The organism is Pseudomonas umsongensis, from assembly GCF_012647205.1.
GTDB lineage: Bacteria > Pseudomonadota > Gammaproteobacteria > Pseudomonadales > Pseudomonadaceae > Aquipseudomonas > Aquipseudomonas umsongensis.
The window spans coordinates 5723804-5742169 of record NZ_CP051487.1; the positions used below are offsets into that span (position 1 = coordinate 5723804).

An 18366-nucleotide genomic window follows, 5' to 3' on the forward strand; every position below is an offset into this window, starting at 1 on the left:
CTCCCGAAACGGAGGCTTTTTACCAAGTGTCGAGTCGCGATCAATGCTCGCCTGTGGCACTTCGTAAAACTCGGGCTCATCATGCCAGGCCGTTACGCTGGGCGAGCTCGATCAGATCGACCAGGGAGCGCGCATTGAGTTTCAACAGCAGTCGGGTCTTGTAGGTACTGACGGTCTTGTTACTGAGAAACATCCCATCAGCAATTTCTTTATTGGTCTTGCCCCGGGCCAACTGCTGCAACACCATCATTTCCCGCCCTGAAAGACGATCCACCATATCGGCTTCACTGGCATTGCCAAGACTGGCACGCACTGTATGCAACGCCTGATTGGGGAAGTAACTGTAGCCTGACAAGACCGCCTTTATTGCACTGAGCAACTCCGTGAGATCCTGCTGTTTGCACACATACCCGGCGGCGCCGGACTGCATGCAGCGCATGGAAAAATGCCCAGGTGACTGAGAGGTTAATATCAGTACTTTCATCGGCATCGCAGCCGATGTCAGCCGCGCAATAACTTCCAGTCCATCCAGTTTCGGTATTCCAATATCCAGTATGACAATGTCCGGCATGTATTCTCGGGCCAGTTGCAATGCATCCACACCATTATCTGTTTCTGCAATGACTTCGTAGCCATGACGCTCCATCAGCATTCGTACCGCGAGACGAATGACGGGGTGGACTATCCGTGGAGCGTCGCTATTTTAATCTCCAATAGATTGTAAATTATCAAATTTTTCAAAAATAGTGCTCTTTGGTAATTACACGGCCGTAACAACTTGTTTGCATTGGATCTGAACCGGCTCCATTTTTCAGTCAACACAGGACCGCCTCTGGCTGTACATCGCCATTTGTGACTGCCTGCTGTCATTCGGTCGCTGCTCTCGGTCGAGCTTCTATGCGATGACCTACCCAGCCGTAGTCAGCGGTGGGATGAACTAGACTTCTTTAACCATTACCCAAGGACGACCGCCATGCCAGATAACTCAGGCTGCAAGATCGCCACTGCAGATGCTCTGACACTGCTCCTGCACAATCAGCATGCCCTAAGCGCGGCGATCGAAGAGATCAGCAAGTGGTTGTCAGAGAATGGCGTAGAGAGTGTCGCAGTTAATGCAGCAGTGGCAATGGAAACCCTGGACACAAATGCAAAGGCGATTACAGATGCGATTATGCGAATACGACAGTCCTAGTGAATTTCATATGGTTCTCTAAACAAAATGTCCGACATCTATGGTGTCGAAAGTAGCCTCCCATGAAGCGCGCGTTTCGGCCAAAAGCCCCTTCAGAGATGTCTAAAAAAAGGCAATTCAGAACTCTCAATTCTGCGAACGCTCCTCTATTCGAGAAAACCATGGCTGACGACGAAAAAAGCGACGAACACAAATTTATGGAGGAGCTTGAGGAGGTGGTTTATAGCTACCTAACGAAGGAAGCGGCGGCTAGCTTCAAGCAACTCAGAGAGTTTACCGAGACTCTTAACGAAGAAAGCGACCGAGGTGCTGCCTTGGTTGCCGCGGAGATCCTCTGTGAAGAACTCGCAAAGCTCATAAAGTCAAAAATGGTAAATGATAAGAAGCTTATCAAAAGCGCTTTTTCTTTTAACGGCGCGCTTGGATCATTTTCGGGAAGAATAGACCATGCTTTTTTGTTGGGCCTATTACCTAATGCTCTCAGGCAGGACCTCCACCTGCTACGCGCCATCAGAAATGAATTCGCTCATAGCACGGCGCCCAAGACGTTTGAAACACATAGCATCAAGTCTCGATGTATGGAGCTGAATTACTATGGCATTGGCGAAAAAGGCTCTCCTCCGCGCAAGGTGTTCCTGCGTTCGATGACCTTAATTTTCAGAATGATTGTTCTCAGAACCTCTAAAACGGAACACTCGCTGATACCAGATGATCCAAAGAATGGGGCCTCCGAAGCCTTCGTAAAAACTCTCTTGGAGGGAATTGAAAGAACTACATTAGATCCAAAGATCCTTTTTAAGGATGCTGACATCTGATCTGTCCAACGCAAGCTTCCGATAGTCCGGAATAGAGGACCGGCTTCGTCGAATGTTACCAGCTATGCCTTTCAGTCTCAGATGGACGCCATACCGATGCTGATCGCGGCAGGTAGAGGAGAGATAGGACGTAATCAAACTGGTCAGAGGATACTTTCATCTCCCGGACCGACATCCCTGCATCAGCATGAGGAAACCAGACTTTGGCGGGTACTTCGATGCCTCGTCGTTCATGCTTCACTCCAGGTGCGACGGCAATAGAGCCTGCCGGTACGGCAACAGTTTGTTTTCGAGTCCGAAAAAAAGCACCGGCACGCGCTGCTTGTCGGCTCGAAAAAGACCATTGCATATAGCCATCACGTGACAAGACCAGGACGGCGTTTTCTTCCGTGTATTGAATCCACTTCAACACAGCTGCGGTCAGCGATACGCCATATCTATCTGCACAGTGCCCAAGCATTTCAAGATCGACCAGCGTCGTGACTTGCGCTCGAAAATCGTCCAAAGGCATAAGCAGGTAAGAGGAAAAAAGATCAGCCTGTGCCTCAATCGTTTTTTCTTCCCAATCAAGCATGTCGTCATTACTGCACTGGAATGCCTCACGCATCTGTCGGTGCAGAATGTAATGGCCTAACTCGTGGGCTTGGGTAAAACGGATACGACCTGGTGATGACATCGCGCTATTAAACAAAAGCATCCATTTCTTACGCTCACCATCCGGGAACAGCGCGCCGTCGAAGCTTTTGATATCGACAGGCTTGACCTCGGTAATGGGGTCAGACCAGCCGAAAATGTTAGCAGCCTCCAACGCGAGCAAAGGCACATCGACCGGGAACCTGCCCCCGCCATGCGCCTTACCGAATGCCTCTGAGATTTTAGATAGCCGGTTAGCAGCTTTTTGAGGTGTCCATACCTGCTCGTCGCTCATCAAGATCCCTTTTTGAAGGTTTCCAAAATCTTTCGAAGCTGCTCTTTCGCATCTGGCTCAAGGTTTTTGTACCCGCGAAAGAATGCATCGTCTAAATGCCGTTCCTGTGGTGCACGGACATCCTCTTCAAAAAAATACGGTGTCGCTACGCCTAAAACGTCTGCTAGGGCCGTTAGCTTTTCCGCGGAGGGCCGCTGAGACTCACGGTTTTCCAATTCCCAGAGATAGCTTTTGCTCAGACCTGCCATGTCCGCCAGCTTCTCTAAGGTCAGCCCGCGTTGCTTGCGCAAGTCGCGAAGCTTTTCGCCGAGACGGGTTGTCACGATCGCGCCTCCCTTTTGATGGTGATTGGTAAAAATAGTACCACTATTCCGAACAAAGCGTTTGACAACCGCGATAGAAGGAGTAGGTTTACAAAAAGTTCGCTATACCGAACTTTTTGTCTGGCTAGCCGATAACCCGCAGTTTAGGTGTAGTCGTCCTGCCTTCAACTGATCTATTCCCACTGGGGGCAGGTATGTCCAGAGAACACGTTGATCACCGAGACCTCGTTCGATTTGCCGAAGAAAAGGTGAACCTTCCGAAAGACAAGGCTAGCGCATATCGGGAGCAGGCAGGACGTTTGCAGGACAAGTTGGAAGGCTACCTTTCCGATCACCCTGACTTTTCATTGAAGCGGATGATGGTCTCCGGGAGCTTGGCGAAAGGCACCGCGCTACGCTCCCTGAATGACATCGATGTCGCTGTTTATGTGAGTGGCTCCGATGCTCCACATGACACCAAGGCGCTGCTCGACTACCTGGCGGAAAAACTGCGTAAGGCTTTTCCGAACTTCACCCCTGATCAAGTGGTACCACAAACCTATTCCGTAACTGTTTCCTTTCGCGGTTCGGGCCTGGACGTCGACATCGTTCCTGTCTTGTATTCGGGCCTGCCTGAATGGCGTGGCAACCTGATCAGCCAAGATGACGGCTCCTTTCTGGAAACTAGCATCCCACTGCACCTGGCCTTCGCAAAAAAGCGTAAGCAGGCACAGCCTACTCATTACGCGCAAATCGTAAGGCTTGTGAAATTCTGGGCCCGACTGATGAAACAGGAGCGCGACGGATTTCGCTTCAAGTCGTTCATGATCGAAATGATCTTGGCAAAACTCAGCGACCAAGGCGTCGACTTTTCCGATTACCCCGAAGCCCTACAGGCTTTCTTTACGTACATCGCTCGCTCAGAGCTTCGGGAAAAAATCTTCTTCGAAGATAACTACTCAGCCTCAAAGGTCGGTGTATTCACAGATCCCGTGCAAATCATCGATCCAGTAAACCCCGACAACAACGTCGCCTGCCTCTACACAAAGCAAAATGTCGACGCAATCATCGACGCTGCTCTGGATGCAGGTGACGCCATCGATGCAGCTCTTTATGCGCCGACAAAGCAGCTAACTGTCGGTTACTGGCAACAGGTCTTTGGGTCTTCCTTCCAAGTGTGAGGTAGCAATATGTCGTCTTACAGCTATACGGTCGCGGAGACCCAAACCTTTACTCTCACCCATGCCAAGCATATGGCCGCAAAGGTCGCTGCCGATCTGATGCGCCTCCAGCGTCTTTATGGGACACCGACCACTCAACGAATTCTTGACTTCGAACAGGAGATAACCCTGCTGTTGAAGGCGGGTTTTCTCGGATCGGTGATCTACGGATTCAAGCGTGGAGAAAACTGGATCGAACCCACACTCAACTATTCAGCGTCTGAGCTTTCGGGCACAGGGACCGACGATTCTCCTGGTCGCATTCGCCCAGGGGCGGATATCTCAGGTGCCACTTTCTACAGTTACCTGACTTATAGCGCGGCTTGGGAACTCTCTACGCAAAGCGAAAAAGACGCCTTTGAAAGAGAGCGACCATTTTCTCGCGGTACTGCTTCAGCACCTGGTGTTAGCGGCTATCTCGTCGACGACCGCTCTTATTCCTCGGGTGGTCGCGCCCTCAATCGCTCGACAGTAAGGAGTTTCTAATGAGCACTAAACCTACGCTTGATGAACTGTTCGAAAACCGAGTGAATTACCCAGACTTCGAGCCCCAAGCGCGCTTGGCGAGGCTAGTAGGTCTGGATGAACAGAAGCTGCGCCTGACAAAAGCCCTTGGTCTGCTGGTCAACTCGACTGGTTTGACCGAGTGGGCAAATAACTTTCACCCTAATTCCGTAGCCTTGTTGGAAACCGTACTACGGCGCCCTCCCCTCGTTGTCCTGGCCGGCGACGTGGGCTCAGGCAAGTCGGAGCTTGGGGAAACGATTGGTGATGCTGTCGCGCGCCAAGAAAAAATTGGCATCACACTTTTTCCATTGAGCCTCTCCACTCGCGGACAAGGTCGAGTCGGCGAGATGACTCAGCTTATTTCAGCAGCTTTTGACTACACCATTGAAGAAGCACAAAAGCTCAAATCCAGAGAAGGACGCTCCCGTGGAGCTGTCATCCTGCTCGTGGATGAGGCAGACGCGCTAGCTCAATCCCGTGAAAACGCTCAGATGCACCACGAAGATCGCGCAGGCGTTAATGCTTTCATCCGGGGCATCGACAGGATCGCAAACGCTCAGCTTCCAGCGGCGGTAATCATGTGCACCAACCGCCTTAATTCCCTGGACCCGGCTGTACGTCGCCGCGCGGCTGAAGTGCTTACTTTCGATCGTCCAAATGACGAGCAGCGTCGATACATTCTGACTAGGCAGCTTGGTACGCTTGGCATCCCGGCATCAATCATCGAAGCCATGGTGAAGTTCACGGGTCCTAAAGATGGCAAAGTTCCAGGCTTCACATTCTCGGACCTGACCCAGCGTCTGATCCCATCGATAGTTTTGGATGCCTATCCGACGCAAGCTGTTGATCCAATACGTGCAGTGGAAATCGCACGAAAAATGGATCCGACACCTCCGTTTCAAGATCACGTCCGTTAGCCGCCAATAGCTTGCCGTTCCACTGAATGCATCGATAAGGAGTGAATTATGGCCACCAAAAAAGATCGCATTGCCGATACAGCCTGGATGAAAGAGTCCTTCGTAGACGTTCAGGCGGAATTAGCAATCAAACTGAAACGGGCGGCTCAATCCATTTCACACGCAGGGACCCACGGCGCAGTCAACGAAGATCATTGGATCGATATTTTCCGGTCTTACCTACCCAACCGTTATGCGGTGAATACAGGCTTAGTGATCGACAGCCTAGGTAATCGCAGTGATCAGATTGACATTGTGATTTTTGACCGTCACTTCACTCCTACGCTGCTTGACCAACAGAACCATCGATACATCCCAGTCGAAGCGGTGTATGCCGTATTCGAATCGAAGCCACATTTCGATAAAAGCTATATCGAGTATGCCGGGGATAAAGCTGCCTCGGTGCGAAAGCTACACCGAACCTCTGTTCCCATCGCGCATGCCGGCGGGACCTTTGCGCCGAAGCCGCTATTTCCAATCATCGCAGGCATCGTTGCCGCGAAATCGAGTTGGGCGGATGGGCTAGGAGAGCATTTTCTAAAAAATCTTCCGATCGAAAATATGGAGAGGTTGGATTGTGGATGCGCCCTTGATGACGGTGCGTTCGACAGTTTCGATGACAGCTTAAAAGTTGTCGGCTCTGAAGGGGCACTCATCTATTTCTTATTCCGCCTCCTCGCTCGACTCCAATCCCTGGGAACGGTCCCAGCAATCGATTGGGCTGCCTATGCTTCAGTGATCAATAAATAACCATCGATGATAACGCGAAGCTTCGGCGGTAATTATGGCGGAGAGCCCTGGCAACTAAAAAACCTCGTGGGACTGTTAAAGATGCTCACAGGGGGGGAAATCATCGAATGCACCTCCTTCTGACTCCTGCTAGGGCTACCAAGCAGGGTTAATTGTTGGCTGATTTCGTGAACAGGCTTGAGTCCTTTTGCGGCTTTCTCCCTACACACGGTGCAAAGTGCTTCCCTTTTTCCTCTCCAAAGGAGCCCGCTATGCCCTTGGGCAAACGTGAACTTGCTCGGATCGAGCGCCGTTTAGTTACAACGCTTACCGATGCCTGCGAGACCGCAAAAGGTGAAATCAAAGGTTTTACCTGGCTCACCCATACAGCTGACTTGAACGCCTTTGCTCAAACACTGAAGGTGACTTGGGTGTTCGAAACGTTGAGCGACAAAAAGCTCGCCCAGTCTAACGTGAAAGCGCGGATTTTCGAGCTGACAGCTATCGCGTTGATCGAGGCAAACATTGATGTTAAACCTTCAGATCACACTGTCCGGTTCGACTCTGAGGAGGAGTGCCAACGCACTCATGGTGGTGATTGGCAGAAGCGCCTTGCGCAGCCGCGCGTGATCCAGGGTGGTTGACGATGGCTAAAGAAATCGAAAACCCATGCATTTCGGTCTGCCAGTTGAGCGGCGATCTGTGTGTGAGTTGCGGGCGCAGCAAGGAAGACATCAGGAAGTGGAAACGCATGAAGCGGCCTGAAAAAATGGCTGCGGTGCAGAGGGCGAATGTGCGCTTGAAGGGACTAAAGAAAGCACACTGATAGTCACCTGTCCTAGATAAGCGCTTTGGGTCGTTTTCTGCCTCTCACGATGGGCAGAAAACGGCCAGAAGCGGACGGTTACCCAGGTGAAACGAGGCGGGGGAATTTTAGCGCGCACAGCAGTACGCAGCGGACTGTGTAATTGCATCGACGTGACCACCCATTTGCACTCCATTTAACTAGGCGCTTGCATCCGACCTGACCACGAGTAGGCATTCACGATGGGGCTGGTCCGGCAGGATCTAACAATTTGCAACCGATCGCGTGCCCCAGACGAAACGCTTCCTCAACACTAACAACAATCGCCGTCTCGCCGTGTTGCGACATCCATTTGTCGGCCACAGCGGCAGAGGCGAAAAAATGCACATGGCAGCAAAAGGAGCGGCGGATGTCGGACGATTCATCCGGCAGCAGCAGCGATACCACTGCTTCCGCAGGCTCAATATGACTGACTTGATCCGGTGTCACGATGAGCGACACTGGCGCTCCTGTCGCGGGGCAGCGCGAAAGCACGCGCGCCTCCTTGCCAATTATCATGGGGAACATCAAGGAATCCAGTGCACACCAGGTGTAGAGGCGTTGGCCATCGATTTCAAAAGCATGAGGCGTCTTGCGCAGCGTCAAGCCATAGCCGACGATGTTCCCCTCCTCGTCGTTCTCGGTGCCGGGTATCTGGTCAAGTGCCGCCGCGGTTCTTTCGGTAGACCAACTGAGCGCGGCTCCAAGCGTCTCTCGTGAAACTGGACTTCCCAAGGCAATCTGGCGAAGAAGAGCAACGAAGAGGTCCGCGAAATCATCAGTGCTATTCGCAGACGAGAGGCTTTCAACGATTTTGGTGATGTACAGCGTGGTTTCCATAGTTCCTGTCCCATTTCATTGCTGTTTTAGCCGTCGTGACGGGTACTGACCTTTGGTGTGCAAGGATGGCCAGGCTCGGATGCCGCGCTCTCATCCACGCGCGACTTGGAACGCTGAAAGCACTCCAGGCCAAAGAAGTGCACGACGTACTCGGTACCTTCTGGAATAAGCGCGGTGTCAAGGGAACCTTCCTTGCAACATTCGCAGCAATTGATGGTGGGGTGTGGTTTGCGTTCATGATGGGGTTCCTCCATCGTCCAAGAAAACCTAGTAACCCTTCCGCACCGGTGCACAGATCGACCTGGGGCTGGTACTGCAGCAAAAACTCCCGACGCTCCCGAGCCTGCCGCAATTCGGTAGCGGAGACCGCGCAGTGTCTGAGCTGGTCACCGCCGCTCCTGAAAGGCCCGCAGTGCCGCTCTCAGGAAAAGGATGAAGACAACCGCCAGTGCGAGCGCGGCAAGGCTCCAATGTTCGCTGACAAAGGCCCCGGCCGCAGTCCCTGAAAGCAGCAATGCCAACACCGGCAAATGACAGGGGCAAGTGAGCGCGGCGAGCACACCCCATGTGTAGGCGCGCCAGCGGGGCATTTTGATTGATTCGAATTGGTTGGTATTACGCATGGGTGTGACCTTCGACGGCGCGATGGGTCAGTCCGACCAACTCCGTTTTCACTGCGGCTAAAGCTGCCAGCCGTGTCGCGATTTGCCCAAGCAAGCGGTCGATACACCCGATCACATCGGTACTATCGTCTGCATCGAGCGCTCGACAGAGCCGTGTCAATTCGTCGAGTCCGATACCGGACTCGAAGGCGGCACGCACGAAGCACAGCCGCGCCAGGGACCGCTCATCGAAAATGCCGTAACCGCTTTCCGTGCGCCGCGCGGGATGCAGCAAGCCGCGCAGCACATAATCGCGGACTATATGGACACTGACGCCCGCGTCCTCGGCCAATTTGGATATGGAGTAGGAATTCATCACCGACACTCCCGGTCTTCAACGTAAACTGGGGCGCCCAGATATTTCCTTCCAGCCAAGCGCTCAGGTAGCCAGAGGAGCAACGGTGTAGCCCCCAGAGCCAGTAGCAGTCTGGACACGACGGCAGGCAGCCCCCAGATGCTGATCACCTGCCATGTCTTGCGTAGGCTGTCGCACCTACCGAGATCGTCTGCCGTGTTGCTCATGTTTCAACCTCCCTCTCTCATTACCCGGCGCAGCAGGACAATTGTTTGACGTCCTTGTTAAAGGTCTGTGCGGCGAGCTTCAGCCCCTCGACCATCGTCAGATAGGGGAACAACTGGTCAGCCAGTTCCTGCACTGTCATCCGGGCACGGATGGCGAGCACCGCCGTCTGGATCAGTTCGCCCGCTTCCGGGGCCACCGCCTGCACGCCCAGCAGCCGGCCGGAGCCCGCTTCGGCGACCAACTTGATGAAACCCCGCGTGTCGAAGTTGGCCAGCGCGCGCGGCACGTTGTCCAGGGTCAAGGTGCGGCTGTCGGTTTTGAGGCCGGCGTGCTGCGCCTCGGCTTCGCTGTAGCCGACGGTGGCCACTTGCGGATCGGTGAACACCACGGCCGGCATGACGTCGAGATTGAGCTTGGCCTCGCCGCCGGTCATGTTGATTGCCGCGCGGGTACCAGCCGCTGCCGCCACATAGACGAACTGCGGCTGGTCGGTGCAGTCGCCGGCCGCATAGATATCCGCTGCGCTGGTGCGCATGCCCTGGTCGATCTGGATGCCACCGCGCTCGTCCAGCTGCACGCCGGCCGCGTCCAGGTTCAGGCCCTGGGTATTGGGCGTGCGGCCGGTGGCGACGAGCAGTTGGTCGGCACGTAACTCACCATGGTTGGTGGCCAGTACGAACTCGCCGTTGGCGTGGGACACCTGGCTGGCTTGCGTTTGCTCCAGCACTTCGATGCCCTCCATACGGAAGGCCTCCGTCACCGCCGCGCCGATGGCCGGGTCTTCGTGGAAGAACATCGCACTGCGTGCCAGGATCGTGACCTCGCTACCCAGCCGGGCGAAGGCCTGCGCCAGTTCCACCGCCACTACGGAGGCGCCGATCACGGCGAGCCGCTTAGGGATTGTGTCGCTCGCCAGTGCCTGGTCCGAGGTCCAGTACGGCGTGTCTTTCAGCCCTGGAATCGGCGGAACGGCCGCGCTTGCGCCGGTGGCAACCAGGCAGCGGTCGAAGGCCACGATGCGCTCGCCACCCTCGGCCAGTTCCACGCTGAGCGTGTGGCCGTCCTGGAAACGGGCGGTGCCGCGCAGCACGCTGATGTCCGGCGTGCTCTCCAGGATGCTTTCGTACTTGGCGTGGCGCAGTTCGGCGACACGGTCTTGTTGCTGCACGAGCAGACGTTCGCGCAGGACGGTCGGCGTCATGGCAGAAAGCCCGGCGTCGAACGGGCTTTCGCGGCGCAGATGGGCCACATGCGCGGCGCGAATCATGATCTTGGAGGGCACGCAGCCCACGTTGACGCAGGTGCCGCCGATGATGCCGCGCTCGATCAGCGTGACGCGCGCACCGCCTTCCACCGCCTTGAGCGCGGCCGCCATGGCGGCGCCACCGCTGCCGATGACCGCAACGTGCAGTCTGTCACCCTCTTTCCCGGCGTCAGTGCCACCGCTCAGCCAGCTCCGAGCCTTGTCGAGCAGGCCGTGACGGACTGGTGTTGTGGCGTCTTCGAACGTCGCTCGATACCCCAGGGCCTCGACGGCGGCCTGCATTTGCTCTCGGCTTACGCCCTTGTCGGCCTTCAATTCAGCCTGCCCGCTGGCGTAGGCAACATCCGCCTGATGCACGCCCGGAATCTTCTCCAAGGCATCTTTCACATGCTCGACGCAGGAGGCACAGGTCATGCCAATGATTTTTAGTTTGGTCATAGCGATATTCCTCAGATGGATCTCTTGTCGGGATTATTTTTTCTGCGGAGTCGGACAGGAATCCGGCCCGCAATGGCGGTTGGCGGGCGACACAAAATCCCATATCGACAAACCAAACATGAGGGCCAGGCCGATATAAAGCAGCCAGCCGCTCCGCCAGCCGTAAGCCCGCATAAAAAATACCGCTGCCAGCACCAGGGTAGGACCGATCAGGCCGAGCGCAGTCCGTTTCCACTGCCGATGATTGAGCCAGCCAAGGGCGTTAACGAGCAGAGCCAGTCCAGCAAACAGGGGCAGCAGCGTGGTGATGAACAGGCCTTCCCACTGGCTCAAAAAGCCCAGACCGATTGCGGCCCCCAGACTAGCAAGGGCGGGAAAGCACATGGCGCAGCCTATTGCAGAAATCAGCACGCCGACGGAACCAGCTTTGTCACCGATCCGAGTGAACAGATTGAGAGGATTTGCCATCAGAATGGCCTCCTATTGATAGATGTTGGACGGATAGCCAGCGTCCTCGGTCGCCTTTTTCAGCGCCAGGGCATTGGTCTTGGTATCGTCGAAGGTGACGATGGCCTCGCGGTTCTCGAAACTCACCTCAGCCTTGGTCACGCCATCGACCTTGGTCAACGCCTTCTTCACCGTAATCGGGCAGGCAGGACAGGTCATGCCCGGCACCGCCAGAGTGATGGTTTGCATGGCCGCCCAGACAGGTGTGGCGACGAGAGTGGCGAGGGCTAAGGATGCAAGCAGTTTTCTCATGGTTTACTCCTGATCAGTAGAACAAGGGAAGGATGTAGGGGAAGCCGAGTGCGACCAGCACCAAGGCCGTTACCACCCAGAACAGCAGTTTGTAGGTGGTGCGTACCTGAGGGATCGCGCAGGTTTCGCCCGGCTTACAAGCGTGTTGCGGTCGAAAAACTCGCCGGTAGGCAAAAAACAGCGCGATCAACGCCCCGCCGATAAAGATCGGGCGGTAAGGTTCCAGCACGGTCAGGTTGCCGATCCAGGCCCCGCTGAATCCCAGTGCGATCAGTACCAATGGCCCAAGACAGCAAGTTGAGGCGAGAATCGCTGCAAGCACCCCAGCGACAAGAGGGGCGCGCCCGTTTGATGGTTCAGACATGCATTTCTCCTTTCGAGGATTTGGTTGATGGTTTAACGTTACTTCCGTAGTCGTGTACGGAATCAAGCGAAATGAAAAACAATTTTGAAAGACTGACCATCGGCGCTTTCGCCAAGGCGGCCGGGGTCAACGTGGAAACCATCCGGTTCTATCAACGCAAGGAGCTGTTGCCCGAACCGGACAAGCCCTACGGCAGCATTCGCCGCTACGGCGAGGCGGATGTTGCACGGGTGAAATTCGTCAAATCCGCGCAAAGGCTGGGCTTTAGCCTCGAAGAAGTGGCGGGGCTATTGAGGCTGGATGACGGCGCTCACTGCGATGACGCGCGTGTGCTCGCCGAGCAGAAGCTTGGGGATGTGCGCGGGAAACTTGCGGATTTGAAGCGGATCGAGTCAGTTTTGGAGCAACTGGTTCAGGACTGTTGTGCGAGCCACGGGACTGTTTCCTGTCCGCTGATCCTTTCACTGCATAGCAACAAAGAGCCGCGCTGACCTACGATCAGCAGTTTCGTAAGGCGCCCCTGTTGGTCGGCTGGGGGCTTAAAAAAAAGCGGCGCTCAATGAGCGCCGCTGAATGGCCGAAGGAGCACTTGCGAGGCCACAGATGGGTAACTGACATCTACGCTCGCGCCTTATCAGGACGGCTCACGCTGAGTCTGGTTGAGTGGAGCGTGCGGCGGTCGTTCATGTCCTACCCTGCAGGTGAACAGGCGGGCTGCTCTTCGACACGGCTAGCCGCCGTGCCCCCTCGTTGCTCAATCTTCACCACCAAGGCCGCCTCCGCCTTGTCGTGCATAGAGGCGGCCCGCTCAATCGAACGATCGCTCCCGCCCTCGGCCCATATCGTGGATGACAACAGAGTCGAACCAACTATCAGCAGTAGTCTTAGGTATTTCATAACAGCCTCCTCTCGGGTTTTATTTCCACGAGTGGACTCTATTTCCGTAGTTAAGTACGGAATCAAGGAAGGGATGGGGTTGAAGAGAACCTAGATTATGGCGCTGAGAGAAGATGGTAGGGCTTAAGTGCACTTACTGGTCCGTTGCTTCACAACCCCCAACGAGCAAGGGAGTAAGTCAGATGATTCCTATACGCAAGTGGCTATCGAAACTCACCCTGGTGACGACCTTGGTCATGGCGATCTCGGCAATTGTCGGGGCAGCCGAAAAATCCAACATTCTTGCGATCTTCGGTGGTGACATTGGCCAAACCAACATCAACGCCTAAGTGTCTGATCCGAAGCAGGATCGGAACCGAGCGCTTCTAGCGGGAAGCAGACCTGCGTTGACAGTCGCTTCTGGCCTTGTGCTGCCTATCGCGACCGGCTGCAATGGTTAATAGCAGCCATTCAAGATCGCCCATGAACCCACAAATATTTCTCGCCGCTGCTAGGCTTATCATTCGTGTCGAGAAGGGATCGCGTCCCACATCCTAGTGTTTCGTCTGCACTCGAAGTCGAACTGAAACGGAGTACGGAGGAATTCAGGAATGCTGCTCAAAATCGAGAAAGCGAGCGCCGCTGAAGGCTGGGTTGTTTGGATGGACACCTGGTGCGTCAAATTTCGCAGTCATGCAGAGGCCGAGGCGTTTTTGAATAGACTCAACGAGCGCATCAATGCATCCCATTTCATACCTGTCAGTGTAGAGAGGCTTGTACTAGAACTGCCTTAATCTGGTTACAAGCGAGAAATAGTAAGCGCACTGCCACTGCCGATCGAAATAATCGAAACCACGCGGGAGGAAAACTCCATGTCCCTCGCTCTCAGAAATCTGTTTGCCTTTGCCTTGGGCTTTTTTTGCATAGCAGCATTCGGTCAAGGAGAAGCAGACAGCAATCACCCACCGGCAATACTCCCATTGGAATCTGAGACGCTGCCAAAACTCTCTGCCTTTCCGCCGCTTGCCGAGCCGCTCGCCCGGGGTGTTGTCATTATCCAGTATCGAACAGAGCACGCCAGGATCATGCCGGTATTCGGCAAAGCAGCTGCTGAAGTATCACCACGTCTCGGTCACCTTCACGTGACCGTCGACGACTGGAAAGGTACATGGGCGCACACCAGTGAAGACCCGATTATCTTGGTTGGGCTGACGCCTGGCACTCACAAGGTTCTTCTTGAAGTGGCCGACCCGACTCACAAAATCCTGACCAGTACGATAGTGAGTTTTATTGTTCCGGAGAAAAAACCAACGGATGATGGTCACGCCGCAAAACCATAGCTGTTGAGACTTCATAGCCCGGATTTCGTAGACACATTGCTGATTATCGCCTGCAGCGACTGGCCGCAATGGGTCGTTTTCTGCCCGTTACCACAGACAGCTTTTGGCCGTTCTCTGCTGCTAATGACTCCACGAATCTTGCTGGTCAAACATGGAGCATATGACTGATCAGGTTAAGGCAAGCGGGGCCATACCCGTGCAATTACCCAACTGTGATCTGAAAATGGTCGAAAGCAACACTCTCATGCTCTGAGGATTTAATTCAAAGCATCTGGTCAAGTCCCATGCAAACAGTTGGTCAGGTCCGATGCAAATAGGTGGTCACATGCAACGCAAACGGGTGGTCAAGTAGGGTGCAATTTCGCAGTTTGTACATACCCAGCAAGGCGAACCAGTAGAGGTCACGTTCACAGGCGTCGAATCTGGTCCGGAAGCATTCTAATATTGATTCGCGTATTTGTTATTCGTGGCGTTAGGTATAGAGCACCCGATCCCATTCACGCGCGGCCAATTCGTAACATGCGGAAGGTGATCCACCAAAGCAGCGTTTCGACACATTCGCCATATTGGCCTCTGACGAATAGCGGATGGTGACTCCATTTTCATCCAGCAACACACCTCCTGCACCTCTCAACAGTGCATGGCCAGCTACAACGTCATGGGCTGAGACCGGGTAGAGCGAGATACCGCATACACCATCGTCGGCGGCAACTCTTGCCAACCTGTATGCGATTGATGGCATTGCATGAAAACGCCCTGGCGCGCACAGATCACGATTGAGCTCCGGTTTATTCACCGCCGCGGCACTGACCATTATTGTGCTGCCGCTCGAAAGCTGCTTATCAGCAAGACGCACATTTACTGATTGGCCGTTGCGAATCAAATGGGGAATTCCCTCCGCCCAACCGATACAGTCAGCAAGCCCCTCAGGAGTTATAGGTGCACAGACAACCCCCAGTACCGGGATCGATTCACACAGTAGCCCGACCGATATAGCAGACCCCTTCAAACCCTTCAAAAAATCGCTTGTGCCATCGTTTGGGTCTACAACCCAACACCAAGCATGCCCTGTGAATAAGCGCTCCGTCTCTTCACCCCAGAAATCACAACTTAGCAAGTTGAGAAGTTCAGGCCTCAAAATATTTTCAATTTCCACATCAACCACGGCTTTATCACCCTGCCCGCGAGGTCCTTCCGCACGACTCCACTCCTCGGAAAGCAAGACGCCTGCACGCTCGACGATATCGGTGACTTGAGCGAGAAGCTTTGAAAGATTTGGAATAGCCATAACGGTCCATGGATGAAAATCATTGATTACGTGAATGCATCAGCCCATCTGCTCACAAAGTACTTGAATAGCAGCGGGATGACAGCCATGTCTAACCAGGACCCTCGTGGATCCGAACCCTGAGCCTTTGACGTCTTGACCACTCAAAACGCCAATCCCTCTGCAAGCTCAATGAGCAACTCTTCAATCAAGCGAGTGCCTTGGCAGGTAGAAAGCAGCGCAATGGGGGGAGTGCCCGCAAAACGCTGTTTCGGTTTGCACAGCCAACGCTGGGCTTTTTCTTTGTCCCCAAACACCGTCTCGGCCATGGCCGTCACATGCGCAAGTCGAAACAATCGATCACTCTCGCCCACGGTAAAGCGCTGTCCGCGAGCTAATCGGCGACGGACAGTGCTCATCGGAATTACCTGGCTGAGCGCATCAGCGCTGAAGATACTCTGCTCGCACCAGTTATTTACCCTCGTAGACGCAAACCCAGCCGCGATGATTTCATGAATCTCTTGATCTGCAGCGTCGGATGGAATGCGCAACGACGCTTCCAGTCGTAGCCGGTAAGCGCGATAAGCCGGTGCGCTCATAATTTCAGCGAACATGGGTTGCCGCTACCCGCTAGCAGTCCAACCGGTTCGAACTCCTTACCGAGCGACAGGGCAACATCCAAGAATCGCGAGGCCCGCGACGTGCGCCGTTCGAGTCGGCAGCGAGCCTGCGCCCTGAGGGGCGCTGCGTTCTGCCACTTGAGCGTTTTGACTTTGCGTTTACCTTTCATAACGATTCCTGCGATACGTTAGTTATATCCACAGACGGAGCGCCACCATTTCATTCGGAGAATGGTAGTGGCCACCCTGCGATTCGTTCCTTGTGTCAGTCCTCCCCCTCAACTCCACACGACGAGGCGCGATGGTCGCGTATGCCTCAGTCGCCAATCGCTGCTGTGTTTTTTCTTGAGGCCGCAGCCGGATCGTCGTCGGAGGCACCGCGTCGACCGGTGGCGCACCAGCGCTTTGTACCCTGCATACGTTTTACCTGTAACGGAGTGGACCGCACTTCTTCCACCTTTGACTTAGGCGTTCCAGTTCGCCGATGGTCCATGAAACGGCGATTAGGTTAATCACGGTTTTGAGCCAACACCGAATTTGTCGACGTGTTGACGCAAGACTAATCCACCTTCAAATCAGAACAAATCCAGTAAACTTCGGGTTCGCGAGGCGTCAGGCTGCGTCAGTGATATCTTGGCAATTGGATCAGTTAGGCGCGGACGCCGACATGCCGCTCTCTGCCGGTGATGACAAGTCGCGTCACGGAACGGCCGCATAAAGGAACAGCTCGCTTTCATTCAGCACACGGCTGGAGACTTGAGGAGTGTGAGCATGGAGACGATGTTCCGAATACCAGACATGGCGAGTTTTTTTTCGGCGGAGATCGAGTTCCCCAAGCTTGTAGGTACCTGTCGCTGTCCTGTAGACCACCGCTGATTCGTCAGCTTCGGTACCTCTAAAGCAGACAATCTGAATTACGTCCTCCAAGCTCCAAAATTCCCGACCGTTCACACTGGGTGGACAAAGCATTTGTACGCCTTCGATGAGGACATCCCTGGCAAAACTCAGATAGTTCTGGAGCTCATAGGTGCAACGGACTATAGCAGCACGGTCTCGTTTGCCCGTTTGGATTGAGGTGATGGTTATCAGAAAGCAGAAGCCTTCCACTTCACAGTGCGACCTTGCATGAACTGCGCGGCTCCTGGGGTCAAGCACGTAAATCACTAGTTGCTCCATTGCGAATAAGCAGGCTCCGCCTGATGCGGCCTGGGTTTTGGTCAGTTGCCACTGCAGGGCTTGGTTACCGCAGCATCAGAAGGACCTGCGATCTATGAAGGTGGTGCAACGCTAGGGGAACGATATCAACACCCCGTATATACATGTTATAGCCCCGCGATGTGGGGTGTCAAAGCATGGCCTCATTGTCTCTTTTGCGGCTGTACGGAAGAGCAATGGGATATCTGGAGGCTCTTGGGCAAACTCTGAGAGAAATTCGAGTAGACGCCGGACTTAGACGGGAGGACTGTTCGAGGGCGCTGAGTCGCGAATACCTCGCCAGCGTAGAGCGGGGCCGTCAAAGCATTTCGATCGCAAAGTTTTGGTCCTTATGCGAATGCCTGGGAGTTACGCCGAGCATCGTGCTTTTCACCGTAGAGGCCCGCTTGGCATCGTTGAGTTTAGGGGAGTACCAGGCAAGACAAAGCAGCGAGCTCGATGAATATCTCAAGGCTGGAAAGTTACGCAGCGAAATTGGTGCGGGAGCTATTCAAGGGGTGCGAGGAAAGCGTGCTGAGAACAATCGCATCGCCATTCAGAAACTCCAATCCGAAGGGCTTAGCAAAATAGAGATATCTCGTAAGCTCGGTGTTGGAACAACGACTGTGGACCGACATTGGCGCAAAGCGAACGTTGACCCTGATGCAGACTGAAATATCCCCTTCAACTCCGCACACTTCGCCGGCGGATCAGCTTCAGGACTAT

27 protein-coding genes are annotated in these 18366 nt (G+C 54.4%); 13 read left to right on the forward strand and 14 right to left on the reverse strand.

Translation table 11 applies throughout. From position 1 onward, the window contains the following. Positions 1-79: 79 nt before the first annotated feature. Positions 80-685, reverse strand: a complete 606-nt coding sequence (locus HGP31_RS25795) for a response regulator transcription factor (protein ID WP_168759229.1) — start codon at positions 683-685, stop codon at positions 80-82. A gap of 288 nt (positions 686-973) precedes the next feature. Here HGP31_RS25795 and HGP31_RS25800 point away from each other — a divergent pair, with 288 nt between their 5' ends. Together HGP31_RS25800 and HGP31_RS25805 are read left to right on the forward strand one after the other, a co-directional pair. After that, the gene (locus tag HGP31_RS25800; protein WP_168758911.1) at positions 974-1192 is read left to right on the forward strand and encodes a hypothetical protein; all 219 of its coding nucleotides are present in this window, start codon (positions 974-976) and stop codon (positions 1190-1192) included. A 161-nt stretch (positions 1193-1353) separates the two neighbouring features. Then, entirely contained in the window at positions 1354-2007 is a 654-nt protein-coding gene (locus HGP31_RS25805) for a transcriptional regulator (protein ID WP_168758912.1), read from the forward strand. Positions 2008-2062: 55 nt separating this feature from the next. On the opposite strand, the gene HGP31_RS25810 is transcribed toward HGP31_RS25805, so the two are convergent. Together HGP31_RS25810 and HGP31_RS25815 are read right to left on the reverse strand one after the other, a co-directional pair. After that, positions 2063-2935: an ImmA/IrrE family metallo-endopeptidase gene (locus tag HGP31_RS25810; protein ID WP_168758913.1), complete on the reverse strand. Its 873-nt coding sequence runs from the start codon at positions 2933-2935 to the stop codon at positions 2063-2065. Beyond that, positions 2935-3258, reverse strand: a complete 324-nt coding sequence (locus HGP31_RS25815) for a helix-turn-helix domain-containing protein (protein WP_063341190.1) — start codon at positions 3256-3258, stop codon at positions 2935-2937. The genes HGP31_RS25810 and HGP31_RS25815 overlap by 1 nt, the downstream gene beginning before the upstream one ends. 194 nt (positions 3259-3452) lie before the next feature. Here HGP31_RS25815 and HGP31_RS25820 point away from each other — a divergent pair, with 194 nt between their 5' ends. The 6 genes from HGP31_RS25820 to HGP31_RS25845 all read left to right on the forward strand — a co-directional run bounded on the left by HGP31_RS25820 (position 3453) and on the right by HGP31_RS25845 (position 7475). Continuing rightward, positions 3453-4418, forward strand: coding sequence for a CBASS oligonucleotide cyclase (locus tag HGP31_RS25820; RefSeq protein ID WP_063341191.1), 966 nt, complete (start codon positions 3453-3455; stop codon positions 4416-4418). Between the two features lie 9 nt (positions 4419-4427). Continuing rightward, positions 4428-4943: an HORMA-1 domain-containing protein gene (locus HGP31_RS25825; protein ID WP_168758914.1), complete on the forward strand. Its 516-nt coding sequence runs from the start codon at positions 4428-4430 to the stop codon at positions 4941-4943. After that, a complete protein-coding gene (locus HGP31_RS25830) occupies positions 4943-5881 on the forward strand; it encodes an AAA family ATPase (protein WP_168758915.1) in 939 nt (312 codons plus the stop codon). The genes HGP31_RS25825 and HGP31_RS25830 overlap by 1 nt, the downstream gene beginning before the upstream one ends. A gap of 48 nt (positions 5882-5929) precedes the next feature. Beyond that, the gene (locus tag HGP31_RS25835; RefSeq protein ID WP_168758916.1) at positions 5930-6670 is read left to right on the forward strand and encodes a DUF6602 domain-containing protein; all 741 of its coding nucleotides are present in this window, start codon (positions 5930-5932) and stop codon (positions 6668-6670) included. Positions 6671-6921: 251 nt separating this feature from the next. After that, positions 6922-7293, forward strand: coding sequence for a hypothetical protein (locus HGP31_RS25840; RefSeq protein WP_168758917.1), 372 nt, complete (start codon positions 6922-6924; stop codon positions 7291-7293). 2 nt (positions 7294-7295) lie between these two features. After that, the gene (locus tag HGP31_RS25845; protein WP_096511483.1) at positions 7296-7475 is read left to right on the forward strand and encodes a DUF1289 domain-containing protein; all 180 of its coding nucleotides are present in this window, start codon (positions 7296-7298) and stop codon (positions 7473-7475) included. A 216-nt stretch (positions 7476-7691) separates the two neighbouring features. Here the strand turns inward: HGP31_RS25845 and merB are convergent, their stop codons facing one another. The 8 genes from merB to merT form a co-directional block, all read right to left on the reverse strand. After that, positions 7692-8333, reverse strand: coding sequence for an organomercurial lyase MerB (gene merB / locus HGP31_RS25850; protein WP_168758918.1), 642 nt, complete (start codon positions 8331-8333; stop codon positions 7692-7694). A gap of 26 nt (positions 8334-8359) precedes the next feature. Beyond that, a complete protein-coding gene (locus HGP31_RS25855) occupies positions 8360-8587 on the reverse strand; it encodes a DUF3330 domain-containing protein (protein WP_168758821.1) in 228 nt (75 codons plus the stop codon). 132 nt (positions 8588-8719) lie between these two features. Continuing rightward, positions 8720-8956 (reverse strand): broad-spectrum mercury transporter MerE, encoded by a 237-nt coding sequence (merE, locus tag HGP31_RS25860; protein WP_168758822.1) that lies wholly within the window; start codon positions 8954-8956, stop codon positions 8720-8722. Further along, positions 8949-9311, reverse strand: coding sequence for a mercuric resistance transcriptional repressor MerD (merD, locus tag HGP31_RS25865; protein ID WP_168758823.1), 363 nt, complete (start codon positions 9309-9311; stop codon positions 8949-8951). Before merD ends, merE begins: the two co-directional genes overlap by 8 nt. Before the next feature lie 226 nt (positions 9312-9537). Beyond that, the gene (merA, locus tag HGP31_RS25875; RefSeq protein ID WP_168758825.1) at positions 9538-11220 is read right to left on the reverse strand and encodes a mercury(II) reductase; all 1683 of its coding nucleotides are present in this window, start codon (positions 11218-11220) and stop codon (positions 9538-9540) included. A 33-nt stretch (positions 11221-11253) separates the two neighbouring features. Next, positions 11254-11688, reverse strand: a complete 435-nt coding sequence (merC, locus tag HGP31_RS25880) for an organomercurial transporter MerC (protein WP_168758826.1) — start codon at positions 11686-11688, stop codon at positions 11254-11256. A gap of 12 nt (positions 11689-11700) precedes the next feature. After that, complete coding sequence (merP, locus tag HGP31_RS25885) at positions 11701-11979, reverse strand: mercury resistance system periplasmic binding protein MerP (RefSeq protein ID WP_168758919.1); 279 nt, start codon at positions 11977-11979, stop codon at positions 11701-11703. A gap of 13 nt (positions 11980-11992) precedes the next feature. Further along, a complete protein-coding gene (gene merT / locus HGP31_RS25890; protein WP_168758920.1) occupies positions 11993-12343 on the reverse strand; it encodes a mercuric ion transporter MerT in 351 nt (116 codons plus the stop codon). Between the two features lie 71 nt (positions 12344-12414). On the opposite strand from merT, the gene merR reads away from it, so the two are divergent. Further along, the gene (gene merR / locus HGP31_RS25895) at positions 12415-12834 is read left to right on the forward strand and encodes an Hg(II)-responsive transcriptional regulator (protein WP_168758921.1); all 420 of its coding nucleotides are present in this window, start codon (positions 12415-12417) and stop codon (positions 12832-12834) included. A gap of 199 nt (positions 12835-13033) precedes the next feature. On the opposite strand, the gene HGP31_RS30755 is transcribed toward merR, so the two are convergent. Next, a complete protein-coding gene (locus tag HGP31_RS30755) occupies positions 13034-13240 on the reverse strand; it encodes a co-regulatory protein PtrA N-terminal domain-containing protein (protein WP_277352211.1) in 207 nt (68 codons plus the stop codon). A gap of 182 nt (positions 13241-13422) precedes the next feature. On the opposite strand from HGP31_RS30755, the gene HGP31_RS25900 reads away from it, so the two are divergent. From HGP31_RS25900 to HGP31_RS25910, 3 genes are all read left to right on the forward strand, one after another. Continuing rightward, positions 13423-13569, forward strand: coding sequence for a hypothetical protein (locus tag HGP31_RS25900; protein ID WP_168756985.1), 147 nt, complete (start codon positions 13423-13425; stop codon positions 13567-13569). A 261-nt stretch (positions 13570-13830) separates the two neighbouring features. Next, the gene (locus HGP31_RS25905) at positions 13831-14013 is read left to right on the forward strand and encodes a hypothetical protein (RefSeq protein ID WP_168758922.1); all 183 of its coding nucleotides are present in this window, start codon (positions 13831-13833) and stop codon (positions 14011-14013) included. Between the two features lie 78 nt (positions 14014-14091). Continuing rightward, a complete protein-coding gene (locus tag HGP31_RS25910; RefSeq protein ID WP_168758831.1) occupies positions 14092-14559 on the forward strand; it encodes a DUF6130 family protein in 468 nt (155 codons plus the stop codon). Positions 14560-15031: 472 nt separating this feature from the next. Here the strand turns inward: HGP31_RS25910 and HGP31_RS25915 are convergent, their stop codons facing one another. Beyond that, a complete protein-coding gene (locus tag HGP31_RS25915) occupies positions 15032-15847 on the reverse strand; it encodes an inositol monophosphatase family protein (protein WP_168758923.1) in 816 nt (271 codons plus the stop codon). Positions 15848-15990: 143 nt separating this feature from the next. After that, positions 15991-16440: an antitoxin Xre/MbcA/ParS toxin-binding domain-containing protein gene (locus tag HGP31_RS25920; protein WP_168758924.1), complete on the reverse strand. Its 450-nt coding sequence runs from the start codon at positions 16438-16440 to the stop codon at positions 15991-15993. A gap of 1358 nt (positions 16441-17798) precedes the next feature. Between HGP31_RS25920 and HGP31_RS25925 the strand changes: the two genes are divergently transcribed. Then, the gene (locus tag HGP31_RS25925; protein WP_240963512.1) at positions 17799-18314 is read left to right on the forward strand and encodes a helix-turn-helix domain-containing protein; all 516 of its coding nucleotides are present in this window, start codon (positions 17799-17801) and stop codon (positions 18312-18314) included. Positions 18315-18366 lie beyond the last annotated feature (52 nt).